The 16,187-nt window shown below is 32.6% G+C and carries 15 protein-coding genes; 11 read left to right on the top strand and 4 right to left on the bottom strand.

Translation table 11 applies throughout. The features are described 5' to 3' along the window. Positions 1 to 181: 181 nt before the first annotated feature. Positions 182 to 1,090: a TIGR01777 family oxidoreductase gene (locus tag M4I23_RS10370; protein WP_249754343.1), complete on the top strand. Its 909-nt coding sequence runs from the start codon at positions 182 to 184 to the stop codon at positions 1,088 to 1,090. 58 nt (positions 1,091 to 1,148) lie between these two features. Here the strand turns inward: M4I23_RS10370 and M4I23_RS10365 are convergent, their stop codons facing one another. After that, on the bottom strand, positions 1,149 to 1,982 hold the full coding sequence (locus tag M4I23_RS10365) for a DUF6503 family protein (RefSeq protein ID WP_249754342.1): 834 nt from the start codon (positions 1,980 to 1,982) through the stop codon (positions 1,149 to 1,151). Positions 1,983 to 2,218: 236 nt separating this feature from the next. Continuing rightward, a complete protein-coding gene (locus M4I23_RS10360; protein ID WP_249754341.1) occupies positions 2,219 to 2,878 on the bottom strand; it encodes a YceI family protein in 660 nt (219 codons plus the stop codon). A gap of 157 nt (positions 2,879 to 3,035) precedes the next feature. Here M4I23_RS10360 and M4I23_RS10355 point away from each other — a divergent pair, with 157 nt between their 5' ends. The 7 genes from M4I23_RS10355 to M4I23_RS10325 all read left to right on the top strand — a co-directional run bounded on the left by M4I23_RS10355 (position 3,036) and on the right by M4I23_RS10325 (position 10,433). Continuing rightward, positions 3,036 to 3,584 carry a nucleotide exchange factor GrpE gene (locus M4I23_RS10355; RefSeq protein ID WP_158844392.1) on the top strand — a complete coding sequence of 183 codons (549 nt, stop codon included), beginning with the start codon at positions 3,036 to 3,038 and terminating at the stop codon, positions 3,582 to 3,584. A gap of 53 nt (positions 3,585 to 3,637) precedes the next feature. Further along, positions 3,638 to 4,774, top strand: a complete 1,137-nt coding sequence (dnaJ, locus tag M4I23_RS10350) for a molecular chaperone DnaJ (RefSeq protein ID WP_158844390.1) — start codon at positions 3,638 to 3,640, stop codon at positions 4,772 to 4,774. Positions 4,775 to 5,215: 441 nt separating this feature from the next. Beyond that, complete coding sequence (locus M4I23_RS10345) at positions 5,216 to 6,142, top strand: ABC transporter ATP-binding protein (protein WP_249754340.1); 927 nt, start codon at positions 5,216 to 5,218, stop codon at positions 6,140 to 6,142. Positions 6,143 to 6,147: 5 nt separating this feature from the next. Then, positions 6,148 to 7,461, top strand: a complete 1,314-nt coding sequence (locus tag M4I23_RS10340) for an ABC transporter permease (RefSeq protein WP_158844386.1) — start codon at positions 6,148 to 6,150, stop codon at positions 7,459 to 7,461. A 1-nt stretch (position 7,462) separates the two neighbouring features. Continuing rightward, a complete protein-coding gene (locus tag M4I23_RS10335; protein WP_249754339.1) occupies positions 7,463 to 8,365 on the top strand; it encodes a mechanosensitive ion channel family protein in 903 nt (300 codons plus the stop codon). A 17-nt stretch (positions 8,366 to 8,382) separates the two neighbouring features. Next, positions 8,383 to 9,267, top strand: coding sequence for a DUF6268 family outer membrane beta-barrel protein (locus M4I23_RS10330; protein WP_233267640.1), 885 nt, complete (start codon positions 8,383 to 8,385; stop codon positions 9,265 to 9,267). A gap of 2 nt (positions 9,268 to 9,269) precedes the next feature. Then, the gene (locus M4I23_RS10325; protein ID WP_158844382.1) at positions 9,270 to 10,433 is read left to right on the top strand and encodes a sigma-54 dependent transcriptional regulator; all 1,164 of its coding nucleotides are present in this window, start codon (positions 9,270 to 9,272) and stop codon (positions 10,431 to 10,433) included. An 87-nt stretch (positions 10,434 to 10,520) separates the two neighbouring features. On the opposite strand, the gene M4I23_RS10320 is transcribed toward M4I23_RS10325, so the two are convergent. Beyond that, positions 10,521 to 11,762 (bottom strand): DEAD/DEAH box helicase, encoded by a 1,242-nt coding sequence (locus M4I23_RS10320; RefSeq protein WP_158844380.1) that lies wholly within the window; start codon positions 11,760 to 11,762, stop codon positions 10,521 to 10,523. Between the two features lie 42 nt (positions 11,763 to 11,804). Beyond that, complete coding sequence (locus tag M4I23_RS10315; RefSeq protein WP_158844378.1) at positions 11,805 to 12,440, bottom strand: MOSC domain-containing protein; 636 nt, start codon at positions 12,438 to 12,440, stop codon at positions 11,805 to 11,807. 170 nt (positions 12,441 to 12,610) lie between these two features. On the opposite strand from M4I23_RS10315, the gene M4I23_RS10310 reads away from it, so the two are divergent. From M4I23_RS10310 to M4I23_RS10300, 3 genes are all read left to right on the top strand, one after another. Continuing rightward, a complete protein-coding gene (locus tag M4I23_RS10310) occupies positions 12,611 to 13,618 on the top strand; it encodes a sugar kinase (RefSeq protein WP_158844376.1) in 1,008 nt (335 codons plus the stop codon). A gap of 221 nt (positions 13,619 to 13,839) precedes the next feature. After that, positions 13,840 to 14,571: an energy transducer TonB gene (locus tag M4I23_RS10305; RefSeq protein ID WP_158844374.1), complete on the top strand. Its 732-nt coding sequence runs from the start codon at positions 13,840 to 13,842 to the stop codon at positions 14,569 to 14,571. A 262-nt stretch (positions 14,572 to 14,833) separates the two neighbouring features. After that, positions 14,834 to 16,168, top strand: coding sequence for a histidine kinase (locus M4I23_RS10300; RefSeq protein ID WP_249754338.1), 1,335 nt, complete (start codon positions 14,834 to 14,836; stop codon positions 16,166 to 16,168). Positions 16,169 to 16,187: the final 19 nt, after the last annotated feature.

Raw genomic sequence — 16,187 nt, 5'->3', positions numbered from 1 at the left:
TTATAGTTTCGTACCTGTTTACGATGTTCGTAGATTGGCATTCCGGATATCTATTTGTTTTATTTTAACGCTTGTTTCGTTTGAAAAAAATCTAAGAAAATTTCATCAGAAAAATTCTGTTAAACCTTCCATAAAATAGTAGCAAACAAACCTTTCATTTTGTAAATTTAAAAAAAAAGACATGCGGGTTTTAATTACAGGAGCTACCGGATTAATTGGACAAGAAATTGTTAGTCTTTGCCATGCGGAAAATATTAAGGTTAATTTCTTAACCACAAGTAAATCTAAACTTGTAAAAAATGAAAACTATCAAGGTTTTCTTTGGAATCCTGATGCTAAGGAAATTGATTTAGATTGTTTTAAAAATGTAGATGCTATTATAAATTTGGCAGGAGCTACGATTTCAAAACGATGGACCGATTCATATAAAAAAATAATTTTATCAAGCCGAAAAGATAGTGCCGAATTACTTTTTGAAAGCCTTAAAAACACACCTCATAACGTGCAGCAAATTGTTTCGGCAAGTGCCATTGGTTTGTATCCCGATTCGTTAACAAATTACTATACTGAAGATTTTAAAATTACGAGTGCTAATTCATTTTTAAGTGAAGTAGTGAATGTTTGGGAAACAGCGGTCGATAGGTTCTCAGAACTAAATATAAAAGTTACTAAAATTAGAACAGGTTTGGTTTTAGCCGAAAATGGAGGTGCATTAGCTGAAATGATAAAACCTATAAAGTTAGGTTTAGGATCTGCCTTTGGTAGCGGAAAACAATGGCAATCGTGGATTCATATAGAAGATTTGTCAGAAATTTTTCTGTTTACACTTTTAGAAAAGCTAGAAGGCGTTTTTAATGCTGTTGCACCCAACCCGACAACTAATTACGAGTTGACTAAAAGCATAGCAACAACTTTAGAGCGTCCATTTTTTTTACCTAAAATACCAAAGTTTGCAATGAAATTGGTTTTAGGTGAAATGCATCTATTGCTTTTTGAAAGCCAACGAGTAAGTTCTAAAAAAATAGAAGATGCAGGTTTCGATTTTAAATTCCACCACTTACAACCGGCTTTAGATAACTTGCTTAATTAAGTAGAGTTCTGCTAAAAAAAAATGCAGCTCTTAAATTAAGAACTGCATTTGGAATACATTATTTTGTGAAATCGGCTTTAGTTAAACCGTTATTGAATTTTATATCTGTCCAGTTTACAAGTATCCAAGGTTCTTTGGTTACTTCTGCATCCCAATTAGATTTTTTGTATTTGCGTTTTGTAGGTATTAGTAAATCTTCAACTTGCTCATATTCCATAACCATTAGCATAGGTTCCGTTCTACCAAAATCCATAACCGTAAACAAAAACTGATCGACCAATTTCGTTTCTTTATTAATATACAATTGGTAAGTATCGGATGGTTTATCATTTTTAGGATCAAAAGAAACTTTAACAACATCGTATGTATTATTGTTAATAGTTTGCTCGCTAATGTATTCGTATTGTAAACCTGGATCTAACAATTTTTGCATCATGGCAAACCAATAAAAATTTGTGGGTCTATTAAAAGCTGCTTTTTTTAAAGCTGCAGGGTCATTTAATGGTGCTCCGTTATGTTTTATCCAAAATCCGTTACCATCATACCCTTGTTCAATTAAACCGTGAAGGTCGGCAAGTGTACGTTCGTGTTTTTGATACGCACCGTATGATAGTTCACCATTAAAAATGTATTTTTCTATTATAACATCGGTTTTACCATCTGGTGTTTGGTAAGTATAAGTGTAAACAACATCTTTTTTGCTAGCAAGTTTACTGTAATCTCCAACTTTTTGTACCATTTGGTAAACTAGCTCATGAGCCTGGTTTTGAAATTCTTGTTTTTGTTCTACAACCGAATTAATTGGTGTTTCTTTTTTGTTTTGTTTCGCGTCATTTTTGCAAGATGTTAAAGCAAAAACGGTAACGATGCTAAGTAGGAAATTAATTTTCATTTTCATGTTTTTTTTACAAAGTTAAGGTTTACAATAGAGAAAGTTCAGTGTTTTGGTAGCTCGTATTCTATTAATAATTCGGCCAATGCATTTACGTTATGTCTTTTTTTAAATAAATTTAATGCTTGAGGTTTTCGCTAAATTCTTTTTAATGAAAAAAGATATTACGTTCTTTTATAAAATAAAAAACCACCCCGTTTTCAGAAGGTGGTTTTCAATAAAAAATTATGTTGTAATTAAGACTTTGCAGCTTTAACTGTAATTTTTAATTCAATATCATCATTGATGAATTTATCACCTAAATTATCAAAAATTGATTTAGACCCATACTGCACGTTCCATTTCGTTCTATCAATAGAAAAAGCTTCACTAGTAATAGTAACAGCACCACCTTCGCTGCTAATAGCTACAGGGAAAGTTACGTTGTTTTTTACTTCTTTAAGCGTTAAGTTTCCAGAAAGCATTGTTTTACCTTCTACTTCCTTAACCTCAGTAATTGTAAAAATAGCACTTGGGTATTTTTCAACATCAAAAAAGTCAGCATTTGTTAAATGGCCATGTAATTTAGCATTGCCTTCATCATCAGCAGGAATATCTAAAACCGTAATCGATTTCATATCAATAATAAAAGATCCGCCAACAACTTTTCCATTAGCAACATTAAGCACACCACTTTCTAAACCAATAGTTCCATTGTGCGATCCTGTAGGTTTAAAACCTGTCCATGCTATGGCAGAAGCAGCTTTATCTACAGCGTAAACTTCAGCATCAGCAGCTTCGGTTACAACAGGAGTTTCGGCTTCTGTAGTTGTAGCTTCTTTAGCCTTGTCTTTGCAGCTAAATAGAGAAATACTTAAAGCGGTAATGAATAAAATATTTACAAATTTCTTTTTCATAGTTAAATTGTTTTAGTGTTTATTCTGTAAAATTACACAAAAGAGAATTCAATATGAAGGAAATTAGAACAAAATAAATTAGTGACATTATGGCATTTTAACAATATTGGCAGTACTTTTGCCAACTAATTTTAGGAATTGCAAAATTGAAATTACGATGAGTGATAAAGATAATAATGATATAGAAAACGAACAAGTTGAAGCTAATGAAGCTGAAAACGTTGTTGTTGAAGAGCAAGAGACTGTAGAACTGACTGTTGAAGAAAAATTACAGGCTGAAGTTAAACAGGAAAAAGATAAATTTTTAAGACTTTTTGCAGAGTTTGAAAACTATAAAAAACGTACTTCTAGAGAGCGTATTGAGTTGTTTTCTACAGCAAGCGAGGATGTTATGAAAACGTTACTCCCAATACTTGACGATTTTGAGCGTGCTTTAAGTCATATCGAAGACGATAAAGAAGCTGAGGTATTACGTAAAGGTGTTCTTTTAATTTATCAGAAACTAGTAAATACACTAGATCAAAAAGGATTAAAAACTATTGTAGTAGAAAAAGGCGAAGTTTTTAATGCTGATAATCATGAAGCTATAACTCAAATCCCTGCACCAACAGAGGATATGAAAGGAAAAATTATTGATGTAGTTGAAAAAGGCTATAAGCTTGGTGAAAAAGTAATTCGTTTTCCGAAAGTGGTTATCGGACAATAGAAAGTATTATTAATTAAAACAAATACTTCCTTTTTGGAAGAGTTTACATAGCAATGGCAAAAAGAGATTATTACGAAATATTAGGCATTAGCAAAGGAGCAACGGCAGCTGAAATAAAAAAAGCTTACCGAAAAAAGGCAATTGAATTTCATCCAGATAAAAATCCAGATGATAAAAGTGCTGAAGGTAAATTTAAAGAAGCAGCCGAAGCATATGAAGTTTTAAGCGACGATAATAAAAAAGCACGTTACGATCAATATGGTCATCAAGCCTTCGAGAATGGTGGCGGTGGCGGCGGCTTTGGCGGCGGCGGCATGAATATGGATGACATATTCAGTCAGTTTGGTGATATCTTCGGTGGCGGCGGAGGCGGCTTCGGAGGCGGTGGATTTTCTGGCTTTGGTGGTGGCGGAGGCCAACGCCGTGTTAAAGGCAGTAACCTACGTATTCGCGTAAAATTAACCTTAGAAGAAATTGCTAACGGTGTAGAAAAGAAAATAAAAGTAAAACGTAAAGTACAAGCCAAGGGGACTACTTATAAAACTTGCTCTACTTGTAATGGTAGCGGACAAGTAACACGTATTGCAAATACTATTTTAGGGCGTATGCAAACCTCTGCACCATGTAATGTTTGTGGTGGAGCAGGACAAACCATTGATAAAAAACCAGCCGATGCCGATGCACAAGGTTTAAAAGTATCCGAAGAAACGGTTACAATTAAAATCCCTGCAGGTGTTGTAGATGGTATGCAACTTAAGGTTTCTGGAAAAGGTAACGAAGCACCAGGTAATGGAGTTTCTGGAGATTTATTAGTAGCTATAGAAGAAGCCGATCACGATACATTGCAACGTGAAGGTGATAATTTACATTACGATTTATACATTAGCTTGCCAGACGCTGTATTAGGAACATCTAAAGAAATAGATACGGTAACAGGAAAAGTACGTATTAAGGTGGAAGCAGGAGTACAATCTGGTAAAATTTTACGCTTACGCGGAAAAGGAATCCCGAGTATCAATGGGTACGGAACAGGAGATTTATTGGTACACGTTAATGTTTGGACACCAAAAACATTAAACAAAGAACAAAAAGAATTTTTTGAAAGTATGAGAGATGATGATCACTTCTCACCAAAACCAGAAAAGTCTGATAAATCCTTTTTCGAAAAAGTAAAGGATATGTTTTCTTAATAAAATCTTTTTTTCGAAGCTTTAACAGTTTACAAAAAAGATAATTCAAAATTTAAAAAATCCGCTATTTTAGCGGATTTTTTGTTTATAAAGGAATAAACTTAACTGTTTTGTTAAAAATTGTTAAAAAAAAACTATATTTGAGGTATCACTAATTAATTTTAGTGGTAATTTTTCTTTTTCATAGCAATTTTTTTTCCCATCCTTAATTTTTTAAGGGTGGGTTTTGTTTTTAATGAAATTTGGGCTCTTTTAAAAGATATAAAATTTCACCTAAATATTAGATTTTAACTAATTTTGTTTAAGCATTTTGAAATGCTTAAAGATCTATCATATAGCTTATATCACTAAAAACTTATTTTTGAATAAAGCACACGTCCAATTTAAACTAACAACTAAACATTTAATATCTTTACGGCAAACAAGTCAACTATAAAATTAATGAGTAATTTATTAGAAGTTAATGAAGTTTCTAAAAACTTCGGCAGCTTTACCGCACTAAATAAAGTATCCCTTTCTGTTCCTAAAGGTAGTATTTTTGGGCTTTTAGGCCCAAATGGAGCAGGGAAAACAACCTTAATCCGCGTTATTAATCAAATAACTATGCCCGATTCCGGAGCGGTTATTTTGGACGGAGAGGCTTTAAGAGAAAATCATATTAAGGATATTGGTTACTTGCCAGAAGAGCGTGGTTTGTATAAAACCATGAAAGTTGGAGAACAAGCACTGTATTTAGCACAACTTAAAGGTTTAAGTAAAACAGAAGCAAAAGCACGTTTAAAATATTGGTTCGACCGTTTGGATATAGGCGATTGGTGGAATAAAAAGATCCAGGAACTTTCAAAAGGAATGGCACAAAAAATTCAATTTGTGGTTACTGTTCTACATGAACCTAAATTATTAATTTTCGATGAGCCTTTTTCTGGTTTCGATCCTATAAATGCCGATATCATTAAGGATGAAATTTTGCATTTAAGAGATCAAGGAGCGACTATTATTTTTTCAACCCATAGAATGGAATCTGTAGAAGAATTATGTGATGATATTGCGTTAATTCATAAATCCAATAAAATATTAGAAGGTAAGTTAGTTGATGTAAAACGAAGGTTTAAATCGAATACTTATGAAGTTGGAATTCGATCGAATAATCAATCTGAATTAAGACAAGAATTATCTCAGAAATTTAATGTTTCCGATGCTAATTTTAAAACTTTAGAAAACGAGTTAAAACTTAATATTAAGCTTAAGGATCTCGAAAAATCAAACGATTTACTTGGCTTTTTAGCTAGTAAAGGCGAGGTGTCTCACTTTGTAGAGTTAATACCGAGCGTTAACGATATTTTTATTCAAACTGTAAAGAATAATTAATTTTTATGAATCATTTACCACTTATTATAAAACGAGAATACCTTAATAAAGTTAGGAATAAATCGTTTATAATCATGACCTTTTTAAGTCCTATTATTTTTGTAGCGCTTATAGGTGTTGTTGCCTATTTAGCACAATTAAATAACGATAAAATTCGTGTTATTTCCGTTTTAGACGAATCGGGATTAGTTAAAGATATTTTTAAAAATTCTGAGTTTACAACGTATCATGTTTTAGAAAACATGTCTTTGGATGATGCCAAGGATCTAGCAAAAGAAACACAAGCTTACGGTTTGTTGCATGTTGATAAAATGGAGGATTTAAAGACACTTTCAAAGCATATCACATTTTATTCTGAAGAATCACCGTCTATAAATACCATTTCAGATTTAGAAAATCAAATAGAGGCTAAATTAACCAATATTAAACTTCTGGAAAATGGTGTAGATGTAGATATGATTAATGCTTCCAAAATTGGAGTAGAAATAGCACAAGAAAGTTTTGATGGTGAAAAAACATCAAAAATTGATAGCATTGTTAAAATTGCTTTTGGAGGAGCTTTGGGTTATTTGCTTTTTATGTTCATTATCATTTACGGGAACATGATTATGCGAAGTGTTATTGAAGAAAAAACAAGCCGAATTATAGAGGTTATTATTTCTTCCGTAAAGCCTGTACAACTTATGTTGGGTAAAATTTTCGGAACGTCTTTAGCTGGAATTACACAGTTTGTGATTTGGACTATTTTGGGTTTTGTATTAATGTTAATAGTATCTGCCGTATTTGGAATCGATTTAGCACAAGTACAAACACCGCAACAACAAATGATGCAGCAAGCTATGGAGAATCCAGATTTAAATATGAAAGTTCAAGATGTGCTAACTGCATTTTATAATCTGCCATTATTTAATTTAGTATTAGCTTTTATTTTGTTTTTTATTGGCGGATATTTACTCTACAGTTCCTTTTATGCCGCGATTGGTGCAGCCGTAGATAATGAAACTGATACACAACAATTTATGATGCCTATAATAATGCCTTTAGTTTTAGCCGTTTATATTGGTATCTTTACAGTTGTGGAAGATCCGCATGGAACTGTATCGACGGTTTTTTCGTTTATACCGTTAACATCGCCTGTGGTTATGCTTATGCGTATCCCGTTTGGTGTACCAATTTGGCAGCAAGTGTTGTCGTTTTTAATTTTAGTAGGCACATTTATGCTTACCGTTTGGTTTGCTGCAAAAATTTACCGAGTTGGTATTTTAATGTACGGCAAAAAACCAACTTACAAAGAGTTAATTAAATGGATGAAATATTAAAATGCAAGATCAGGTTATAGATAAAATAGAGGACACAATTGGGAATAGTTCTATTTGGGAGCAGTTTATGTCGTTTCTTAATTATAACATTTATACCTACACAATTACCGATGGTAGTGGGATAGAAACTGGCGTGTTAAAAGTTAAATCTGTTTTACTTGTAATTATCATTCTAATAGCGACTACTTATTTTTTGCGTTTTGCAAGAAATTTATTGACTCGTAAGTTGCCTGATGAAGATAAAGCTAAGTTTATTACGGTCTTTTCCTTTGCTCGGTGGTTAATCTATTTGATAGTTTTACTTGTAGCCATGGATTCCATAGGTATTAATGTTACCGCTGTATTTGCGGCTTCAGCTGCTTTATTAATTGGTGTGGGTTTGGCGTTGCAAACATTGTTTCAGGATATTATTTCTGGAATATTTATATTAATAGATCAGTCGGTACATGTTGGTGATATTATCGAAATTGAAGGTAAGGTTGGTCGAGTGGAAGAAATTAAATTACGTACCACAAGAGCAGTAACCATTGATAATCGGGTATTAATAATACCAAACCATTTGTATTTGGCAAATAGTTTGTATAATTGGACACAAAACGGTTCGTCCACACGAGAAGCTGTTGAAATTGGTGTGGCTTACGGTAGTGATGTGCAGTTGGTTAAAAAGTTACTTTTAAAAGCAGCTAAAAATCATAAGTTAGTTATGAAGTATCCTGAACCTTTTGTGTTTTTTACCAATTTTGGTGATAGTGCTTTAGAATTTAAATTGGTTTTTACCATAAATGATAGTTTTCAAGGTGCTATACCTAAAAGTGATATTCGATTTGAAATAGATAGACTATTTAGAGAGAATAATGTTTCAATCCCTTTCCCTCAAAGAGATATTCATATTATTAAACAATAGATATTTTGTAAATTGTGATGAGGAATCTGGAATTTAAAACGGTATTATTTTTAGTGTTTATTATAGGGTTTCAGTTTGCAAATGCACAATTAACCGATTTGGCACGCTTGGAATATTCGTTTATTCCAAAAAGTAAATCCGAAGACCAGTACACTCGATTAAAAGCGCTTATAAATTACCCTATTGAACTTAAAAAAGATTCCTATTTTATTATAGGTGGTGAATATAATCGGGTTTTATTAAACTTAGAAGATGATTATAGTTTTGAAACTTCTAGTATAGATAAAATTCACATTATCGATTTAAATCTTGCTTATACCTTTAAATGGAATCAAAAATGGCGTTTTGGAATTAAATTTAATCCTAGAATAGCATCTACATTAACACATAAGCTAAGTTCTCAAGATTATTTTATGAATGGCGGTGTGTTTTTTATAAATAAAAGAACAAAGGATGAGACTATAAAACGCAATAGTCGATTAATTTTAGGGTTAACCTATAATGCAACCACGGGGCTTCCTTTTCCGTTGCCGTTTATAAGTTATTTTAGACAAATTGATGAAAATTGGACTTATACGGCTGGAATACCGAAATCTAATGTCAAGTATATTTTCAATGAAAAAAATAATGTTCAAATATTTACTGGACTCGATGGCTATTTGGCGCATCTTCAAAAACCGTTGGTTATTAATGGTAAAGAAGCGGAACATATATCATTATCATTAGCCGTTAGTGGATTAGGGTACGAATATTGTTTTACTAAACATTTGGCAGCATATTTGTACACTGGCTATACGCTAAGATTAAATAATGTAATTAGAAGTAAAAATAGAGATGAAATTTTTAAATTAGACGATATTAATGCGTTCTATTTAAGAAGCGGACTAAAATTTAAAATATAAAGATGCCAAAAATACTAGTAATAGAAGATGAAGCAGCGATTAGACGTGTGCTGATAAAAATTCTTTCGGAAGAAAATGATACCTATCAAGTTGAAGAAGCAGAAGATGGATTAGTCGGCATCGAAAAGATAAAAAATGAAGATTACGATTTAATTCTTTGTGATATAAAAATGCCAAAAATGGATGGTGTTGAAGTTTTGGAAGCTACTAAGAAAATTAAACCGGAAATACCGATGGTGATGATTTCTGGGCATGGTGATCTTGATACAGCGGTAAATACTATGCGTTTGGGGGCTTTCGATTATATCTCGAAACCGCCAGATTTAAATCGTTTATTAAACACCGTACGTAATGCTTTAGATCGAAAAGAATTGTTTGTAGAAAATAAAATTCTGAAGAAAAAGGTAAGTAAGAAATACGAAATGATTGGTGAAAGTGACGAGATTTCGCAAATCAAAGATATTATAGATAAAGTTGCACCAACCGATGCTCGTGTATTAATTACAGGACCAAACGGGACAGGAAAAGAGCTTGTTGCGCATTGGTTACATGAAAAAAGCGATCGTGCAAAAGGAAATTTAATTGAGGTTAATTGTGCTGCAATACCAAGTGAATTAATTGAGAGTGAATTATTTGGTCACGTAAAAGGAGCTTTTACAAGTGCGAATAAAGATCGTGCTGGTAAATTTGAAGCAGCTAATGGTGGTACCATTTTTTTAGATGAAATTGGAGACATGAGTCTTTCGGCGCAAGCCAAAGTATTGCGTGCTTTGCAAGAAAGTCGTATTCAACGTGTAGGAAGTGATAAGGATATTAAAGTTAATGTTCGCGTTGTTGCTGCAACTAATAAAAACCTTAAAAAAGAGATTGAAGAAGGGAATTTTAGAGAAGATTTATATCATCGATTGGCAGTAATTTTAATAAAAGTACCAGCTTTAAACGATAGGCGTAATGATATTCCATTACTTATTAAGCATTTTTCAGCTAAAATATCAGGTGAACAAGGTACTAATGAAAAGAAGTTTACTGAAAAAGCAGTAAAATTATTGCAAGAATACGATTGGACAGGTAATATTCGTGAACTGCGGAATGTAGTAGAACGTTTAATTATACTTGGTGGTGCTGAGGTTAGCGAGAAAGACGTTAAATTATTTGCTAGTAAGTAGTTTTATAGAATAGTTAGAATAAAAAAAAGAACCTTGTAAGGTTCTTTTTTTTGCTTTATTTTGAAATATTAATATTCGTAAAAATTATTAATACCAACGTTTTTTCTTCTTCTTTGAAGCTTCACTTTTACGACCTTTTTTATGCTTACTTCCCGTTTTTTGCGATTTATGCACAATAGGTTTTGCTTTTGGATCTAAAGGATAAGGGTGCTCATCTATAACATCGAGCTGTATTTGGATAAGTTGTTGTATAGCCAGTAGATAATTTTTTTCGTCTGCAGAACATAATGAATATGCCATTCCTGTTTTTCCAGCTCTAGCCGTTCTACCAATACGGTGTACGTAAGTTTCTGGTATATTTGGTAAATCGAAATTTACTACAGCATCTAGATCACTAATATCAATACCTCGAGCAGCAACATCGGTAGCAATTAAAATATTTACTTCGCCTTTTTTAAAGCGAAGTAGAGCATCTTGACGAGCTGTTTGGCTTTTGTCTCCATGAATACTATCTACTTTATAGCCGTTTTTTACTAAGGTTTTTTCGAGTTTATCAACACCGAATTTAGTACGTCTAAAAATGATAATATTACCCTTAATCGTATTCCGAAGTAAATGCAAGCCTAGTTCTATTTTATCCTGTTTTGGTACAAAATATAATAACTGATTTACATTTTTTGAAGTTGAAGAGTTTTGAGCGACTTCAACACGTTCGGGCTCGTTTAATAGAGTATTGGCTAATTGCTCAACCTTATATGGAATAGTTGCCGAAAATAATAAAATTTGTTTTTCGTTTGTGCAAAGGCGTTCCACTTTTTTAACATCATCAATAAAACCCATATCGAGCATTAAATCGGCTTCATCTAGCACAAGTGTTTCTACATAATCTAAATTTACAGCATCTTGTTTGTGTAAATCGAGTAAACGTCCAGGTGTAGCAATTAAAATATCTATACCTTTTTTTAATACTTCTTTTTGAGGCTCGATGGGAGCACCTCCAAAAATGACAGTAGTTGTTAAACTCGTGTATGTACTGTAAGTTTTAAAATTATTTTCGATTTGAATAGCCAATTCTCTTGTTGGACTAATAATTAAAGCCTTAATTTTTTTACCCTTTTTTGGTGCTTCTTGATTATTAAATAAGCGTTGTAATATAGGAAGAGCGAAAGCTGCTGTTTTTCCAGTTCCGGTTTGTGCAGAAACAATAACATCTTTTCCTTCTAAAACTAAAGGAATGGTTTTTTCTTGAACCAAAGTAGGATTATCGTAACCAGCTTCGGCAACGGCTCTTAAAATTGGGCGATTTAATTGTAAGTCTTTAAACGACATATAAAAATAATTTATGGCAAAGATACTATAAACCCTTTCACCTTATTTTAAATAAGCAGCTAATTTGTCTCTTTTTTTCTGCGGAAGTGCATCATTTTTAATAACTAACTTAAGTAAATTCTGGTCTTTTTCTTTGGCATAAAGTAAATTGTACATTTCAGAAATCGTTAAAGAGTTTGTTGCTTCTTCCTCTAAAACCATATAATCTCCAGTTTTTACAAAGCCTTCTTTTAAAATTCGAATATAAGTACCCGGAAATCCATGATCTATAAAAGCCTTCAATATATTCTGGTTGCCAAATTTTACACCCAACTTAAAACAAGGTTCTCGCGGTTGTGTTATTTGCACTAAAGCCTCTCCAATTTTGTAAATACTACCCACAAAAACTTCCGATTCATCGAAATTAGAAATAGTTAAATTTTCTCCGAACATGCCCCAATTCCAATCTAAGTTTGGATAAAGGTTTTTCCAATAATCATAATGTTTTTCCGAGAAAATATAACATGCTTTAAATTCACCTCCGTGGTATTTACGGTCGGTTACTTCATCTTTATCAACATCCGTTTTACCTAGAAAAATAGGTGAGTTAGTTGGTGTTTTATAAATACCAGTAACAACATCTTTGTTATTCCACTTAATGGTGGTGGGTTTGGCAAGGTTAGTGGCTATAATTTTCATAAAAAATATAATTTAAATTTTGTTAGAAGAAGCTTAACGAAGTTACTCTAATTTTAATAAGCTAACAAATTCAATGCGATATCTGTAATTTTAGCAAAAAAAAATAAGGTTTACTGAGTAATACCAAAATCAAATGTTAAATTTGTTCGAATAATTTCACAAATATATTTATGAGTCAAATAATCACCTTTGGAGAAGTATTAATGCGCATTTCACCTCGTGGACACAAAAAATTTATGCAATCTAATATGGTTGAGTTTTATTTTGGAGGTACCGAATTAAATGTGGGGATTTCTATTGCCAATTTTGGTGGTAATGTTAGGCATATTAGTGCTGTTTCTGATGATTTTATTGGAGAAACAGCGTTATCATATATACGTAAATTTGGAGTTGACACCTCGGCGATTAGTTATTCTAAACGTCCACTCGGTGTTTATTTCTTTGAAGTTGGAGCAGTAATGAGACCTAGTAATATTTCTTATAACCGTTCGCATTCCTCTTTTTCAGAGATTGTACCATCTAAAGTAGATTGGGATAAGGCTTTGGATGATGGGAAATGGTTTCATTGGACGGGTATTACGCCAGCGCTTACACAAGGTAGTTTTGATACTTTAAGAGAAGGGTTGATTTTAGCAAAAGAAAGAGGGTTTCATATTTCGGCAGATCCTACTTACCGAAATGGATTGTGGAAATATGGTAAAAATCCAAAAGAGGCTTTAACGGAATTACTTAATTATTCAACCATCTTTATAGGAGGAGTTAATGAAATGAATGAAGTTTTAGGAACAAACTTCAGTTATTCAAATGAAGATTTTATTACAGCTAGTAAACAATTAATAGAGGAATTTCCTTCCATAGAAAAAGTTTTTGATAAAATTAGAACATCAGTTAACGCATCTTGGCATAAAATACGTGCTAGAATGTGGAACGGTATAGAATTTAGAGAAACGGAAGATTTAGATATTACTCACGTAATAGATAGAATTGGAACGGGAGATGCATTTGCTGCAGGACTTATTTATGGGTTGCAAGAATTGCATGACGATTATAAAGCTATTGAGTTTGCAAGTGCTGCTTGTGCTTTAAAACACACTTACGAGGGTGATGTTAATTTGGCTACCGTTAATGAAGTGATGGGGATTTTAGGCGGAAACAAATCTGGACGATTAACGAGGTAGTAATATTTTTCATCCTTTCAACTTAAATATTATAAGAGGTATTTAATTTGAAATAAATAGAAACAAAAGTAATTGGCTGTCCTTCAGGACGGTCTTTTTTGGTTTTAATGGTTATTTTTTTTTGAATTCGTAATTTTTTGACTAGTATTTGAGGAATATGATAATTGTCATAGTTGCTTTTTGCTAATTATAATAATTTTACAGTATTAAAATAAGTAGTCATGGAAGTTAAAAAGAACCCACAATTAGAAATTGGCCGTAACAGCAGTTTGTATTTTGCTATAGGTCTTAATTTGATGTTATTTTTGTCTTGGCAAGCCTTGGAATTCAAGACTTACGAACCACAAGAATCTATTGCAATGGATACCCTAGATATGGAAGTTATCTATGAGGACGATATTCCTATTGTAAAGGTAAATACACCGCCACCCCCTGCAGCTCCTCCTGTTGTTGTTACGCAAACGATTGAAATTGTTGAAGATGTTGCGGAAATAGAAGAAACTGTTTTTGAAAGTACAGAAACAGGACAAGACGACGCGATCTCAGAGCATATTGTAGCGGTAGGTGATGTTATAGTTGAAAAGTATGAAGAAGAAGCTGAAGTTGCTTTCGCTGTTATTGAAGATGTTCCTGTTTTTCCAGGATGCGAAGGTTTGAGTAAGAAACAAACAAAAGATTGTTTTCAGAAAAAAATGCAAGAGCATGTGGTTAAAAACTTTACTTACCCACAGACAGCATTAGATATGGGGATTCAAGGTCGTGTTTCTGTAGTATTTATAATTGATACAGATGGTAATACAACAAACATTCGTTCTCGTGGTCCAGATAAAGTTTTAGAGAAAGAAGCAGAACGTATCATTGGTAAGTTGCCAAAAATGAAACCAGGCAAACAACGTGGAAAACCTGTAAAAGTAGCATATGCTGTTCCTATCTTTTTTAAATACGAGGGATAACAGTAAAGTCTAAAAGTTAATTTGTAAGCAGTCTAAAATATTTTTTAGGCTGCTTTTTTTTTGTAAATTACAATTCATCATAAAATAATTACAGTTCGGTAATTCAATTTTAATAAAACAATAGTTCTGTTCGATATTTGTACTATCATTAATCATAAAACAAATAATCATGGAACAAACTATTATTAAAATTAGAGGAAGCGACACAGTCAAAGTAATTCAGAATGAAAAAAGTAAAAACAAAACCTATTAAAATTAAAGCATGACAAAATCAGTAAAATATATCATCGTTACCTTTATATTGGGATGTTTGGTGTTTTTAGTTGGGAGTTTTTTACAAAATGGATTTCAGTTTGGAAGCTTTAATGAATCAGTTATAAGTTTTGTTTTTTATCAGTTGTACGCTTTTGTTTTGGGGTATTCAAATATGTTTTTCTTCGATTATATGGAGCGAAAAAACTGGAAACAAGCCGATTATATTAAACGCATCCTTTTAGGTATTGCAGGATCGACAGTTATAACACTTATCGGACTCTTTTTTCTACTAGCTGTAACCAATGTTTTTTATTTTGGAAACTCATTCAGCACCTTTCTAGCTAATCAAAAATGGCAAAACTATCAATTTGGTTTATGGGTTACTTTAACTATCGTAATTGGGTTTCATGTAGTGTTTTTTTACAACCGTTATCAACAAAATAGAGTAAAAGAACAGAAAGTAATAGCAGGAACAGCAAGTGCAAAATTCGATGCTTTAAAAAACCAGTTAGATCCACATTTTTTATTCAATAGTTTAAATGTATTAAGTAGTTTAATTGAAGAAAACCCGGTAAACGCGCAAAAGTTTACAACGTCGTTATCCAAAGTATATCGCTACGTTTTAGAGCAAAAAAGCAAAGAATTAGTAACGGTTAACGAGGAGCTCAAGTTTGCGAAAACCTACATGTCGCTACTAAAAATGCGGTTTGAAGATAGTATTGTTTTTACAATGCCCGAAACGTCTCAAGATCCCGAAAGCAAAGTAGTGCCATTATCTTTGCAATTACTGCTAGAAAATGCAGTAAAACACAACATGGTAACATCAAGCAAACCATTAAATATTAAAATTTACGAAAGTAACGGCAACTTGGTAGTCGAAAATAATTTACAACCCAAGCAAATAGTTAAAAAGAGTAGTGGAGTAGGCTTAAACAACATCAAGCAGCGCTATCAACTTTTAACCAATAAAAAAATAAATATCAATCAACAAGCGAGCACCTTTGCGGTAAGTATCCCGATGCTCACAAAAAAAATAACAATCATGAACACACATAAAACAGAAGTAAACGATCAATATTTAAGAGCCCGCAATCACGTAGACGAGTTAAAAAGTTTTTATTATAGCCTTTTATCATACTGCCTAGTTATTCCTTTTTTAGTATTTGTAAATTACAAAACGTTCTGGAATGTACAATGGTTCTGGTTTCCAATGTTTGGTTGGGGTATAGGTTTATGCATTCATGCTTACCGTGTATTTGTAAGAAATGGCCTTTTTGGTAGAAACTGGGAAAAGCGAAAAATGGACGAGTTTATGCGTAACGAACAGAATAAATGGAATTAGAATCGAGTTTTTGCAAACC

This window comes from Algibacter sp. L4_22 (assembly GCF_023473045.1).
Taxonomy (GTDB): Bacteria; Bacteroidota; Bacteroidia; order Flavobacteriales; family Flavobacteriaceae; genus Algibacter.
Note: the sequence above shows the minus strand (reverse complement) of the source record. Positions and strands in the feature narration are given on the sequence as shown.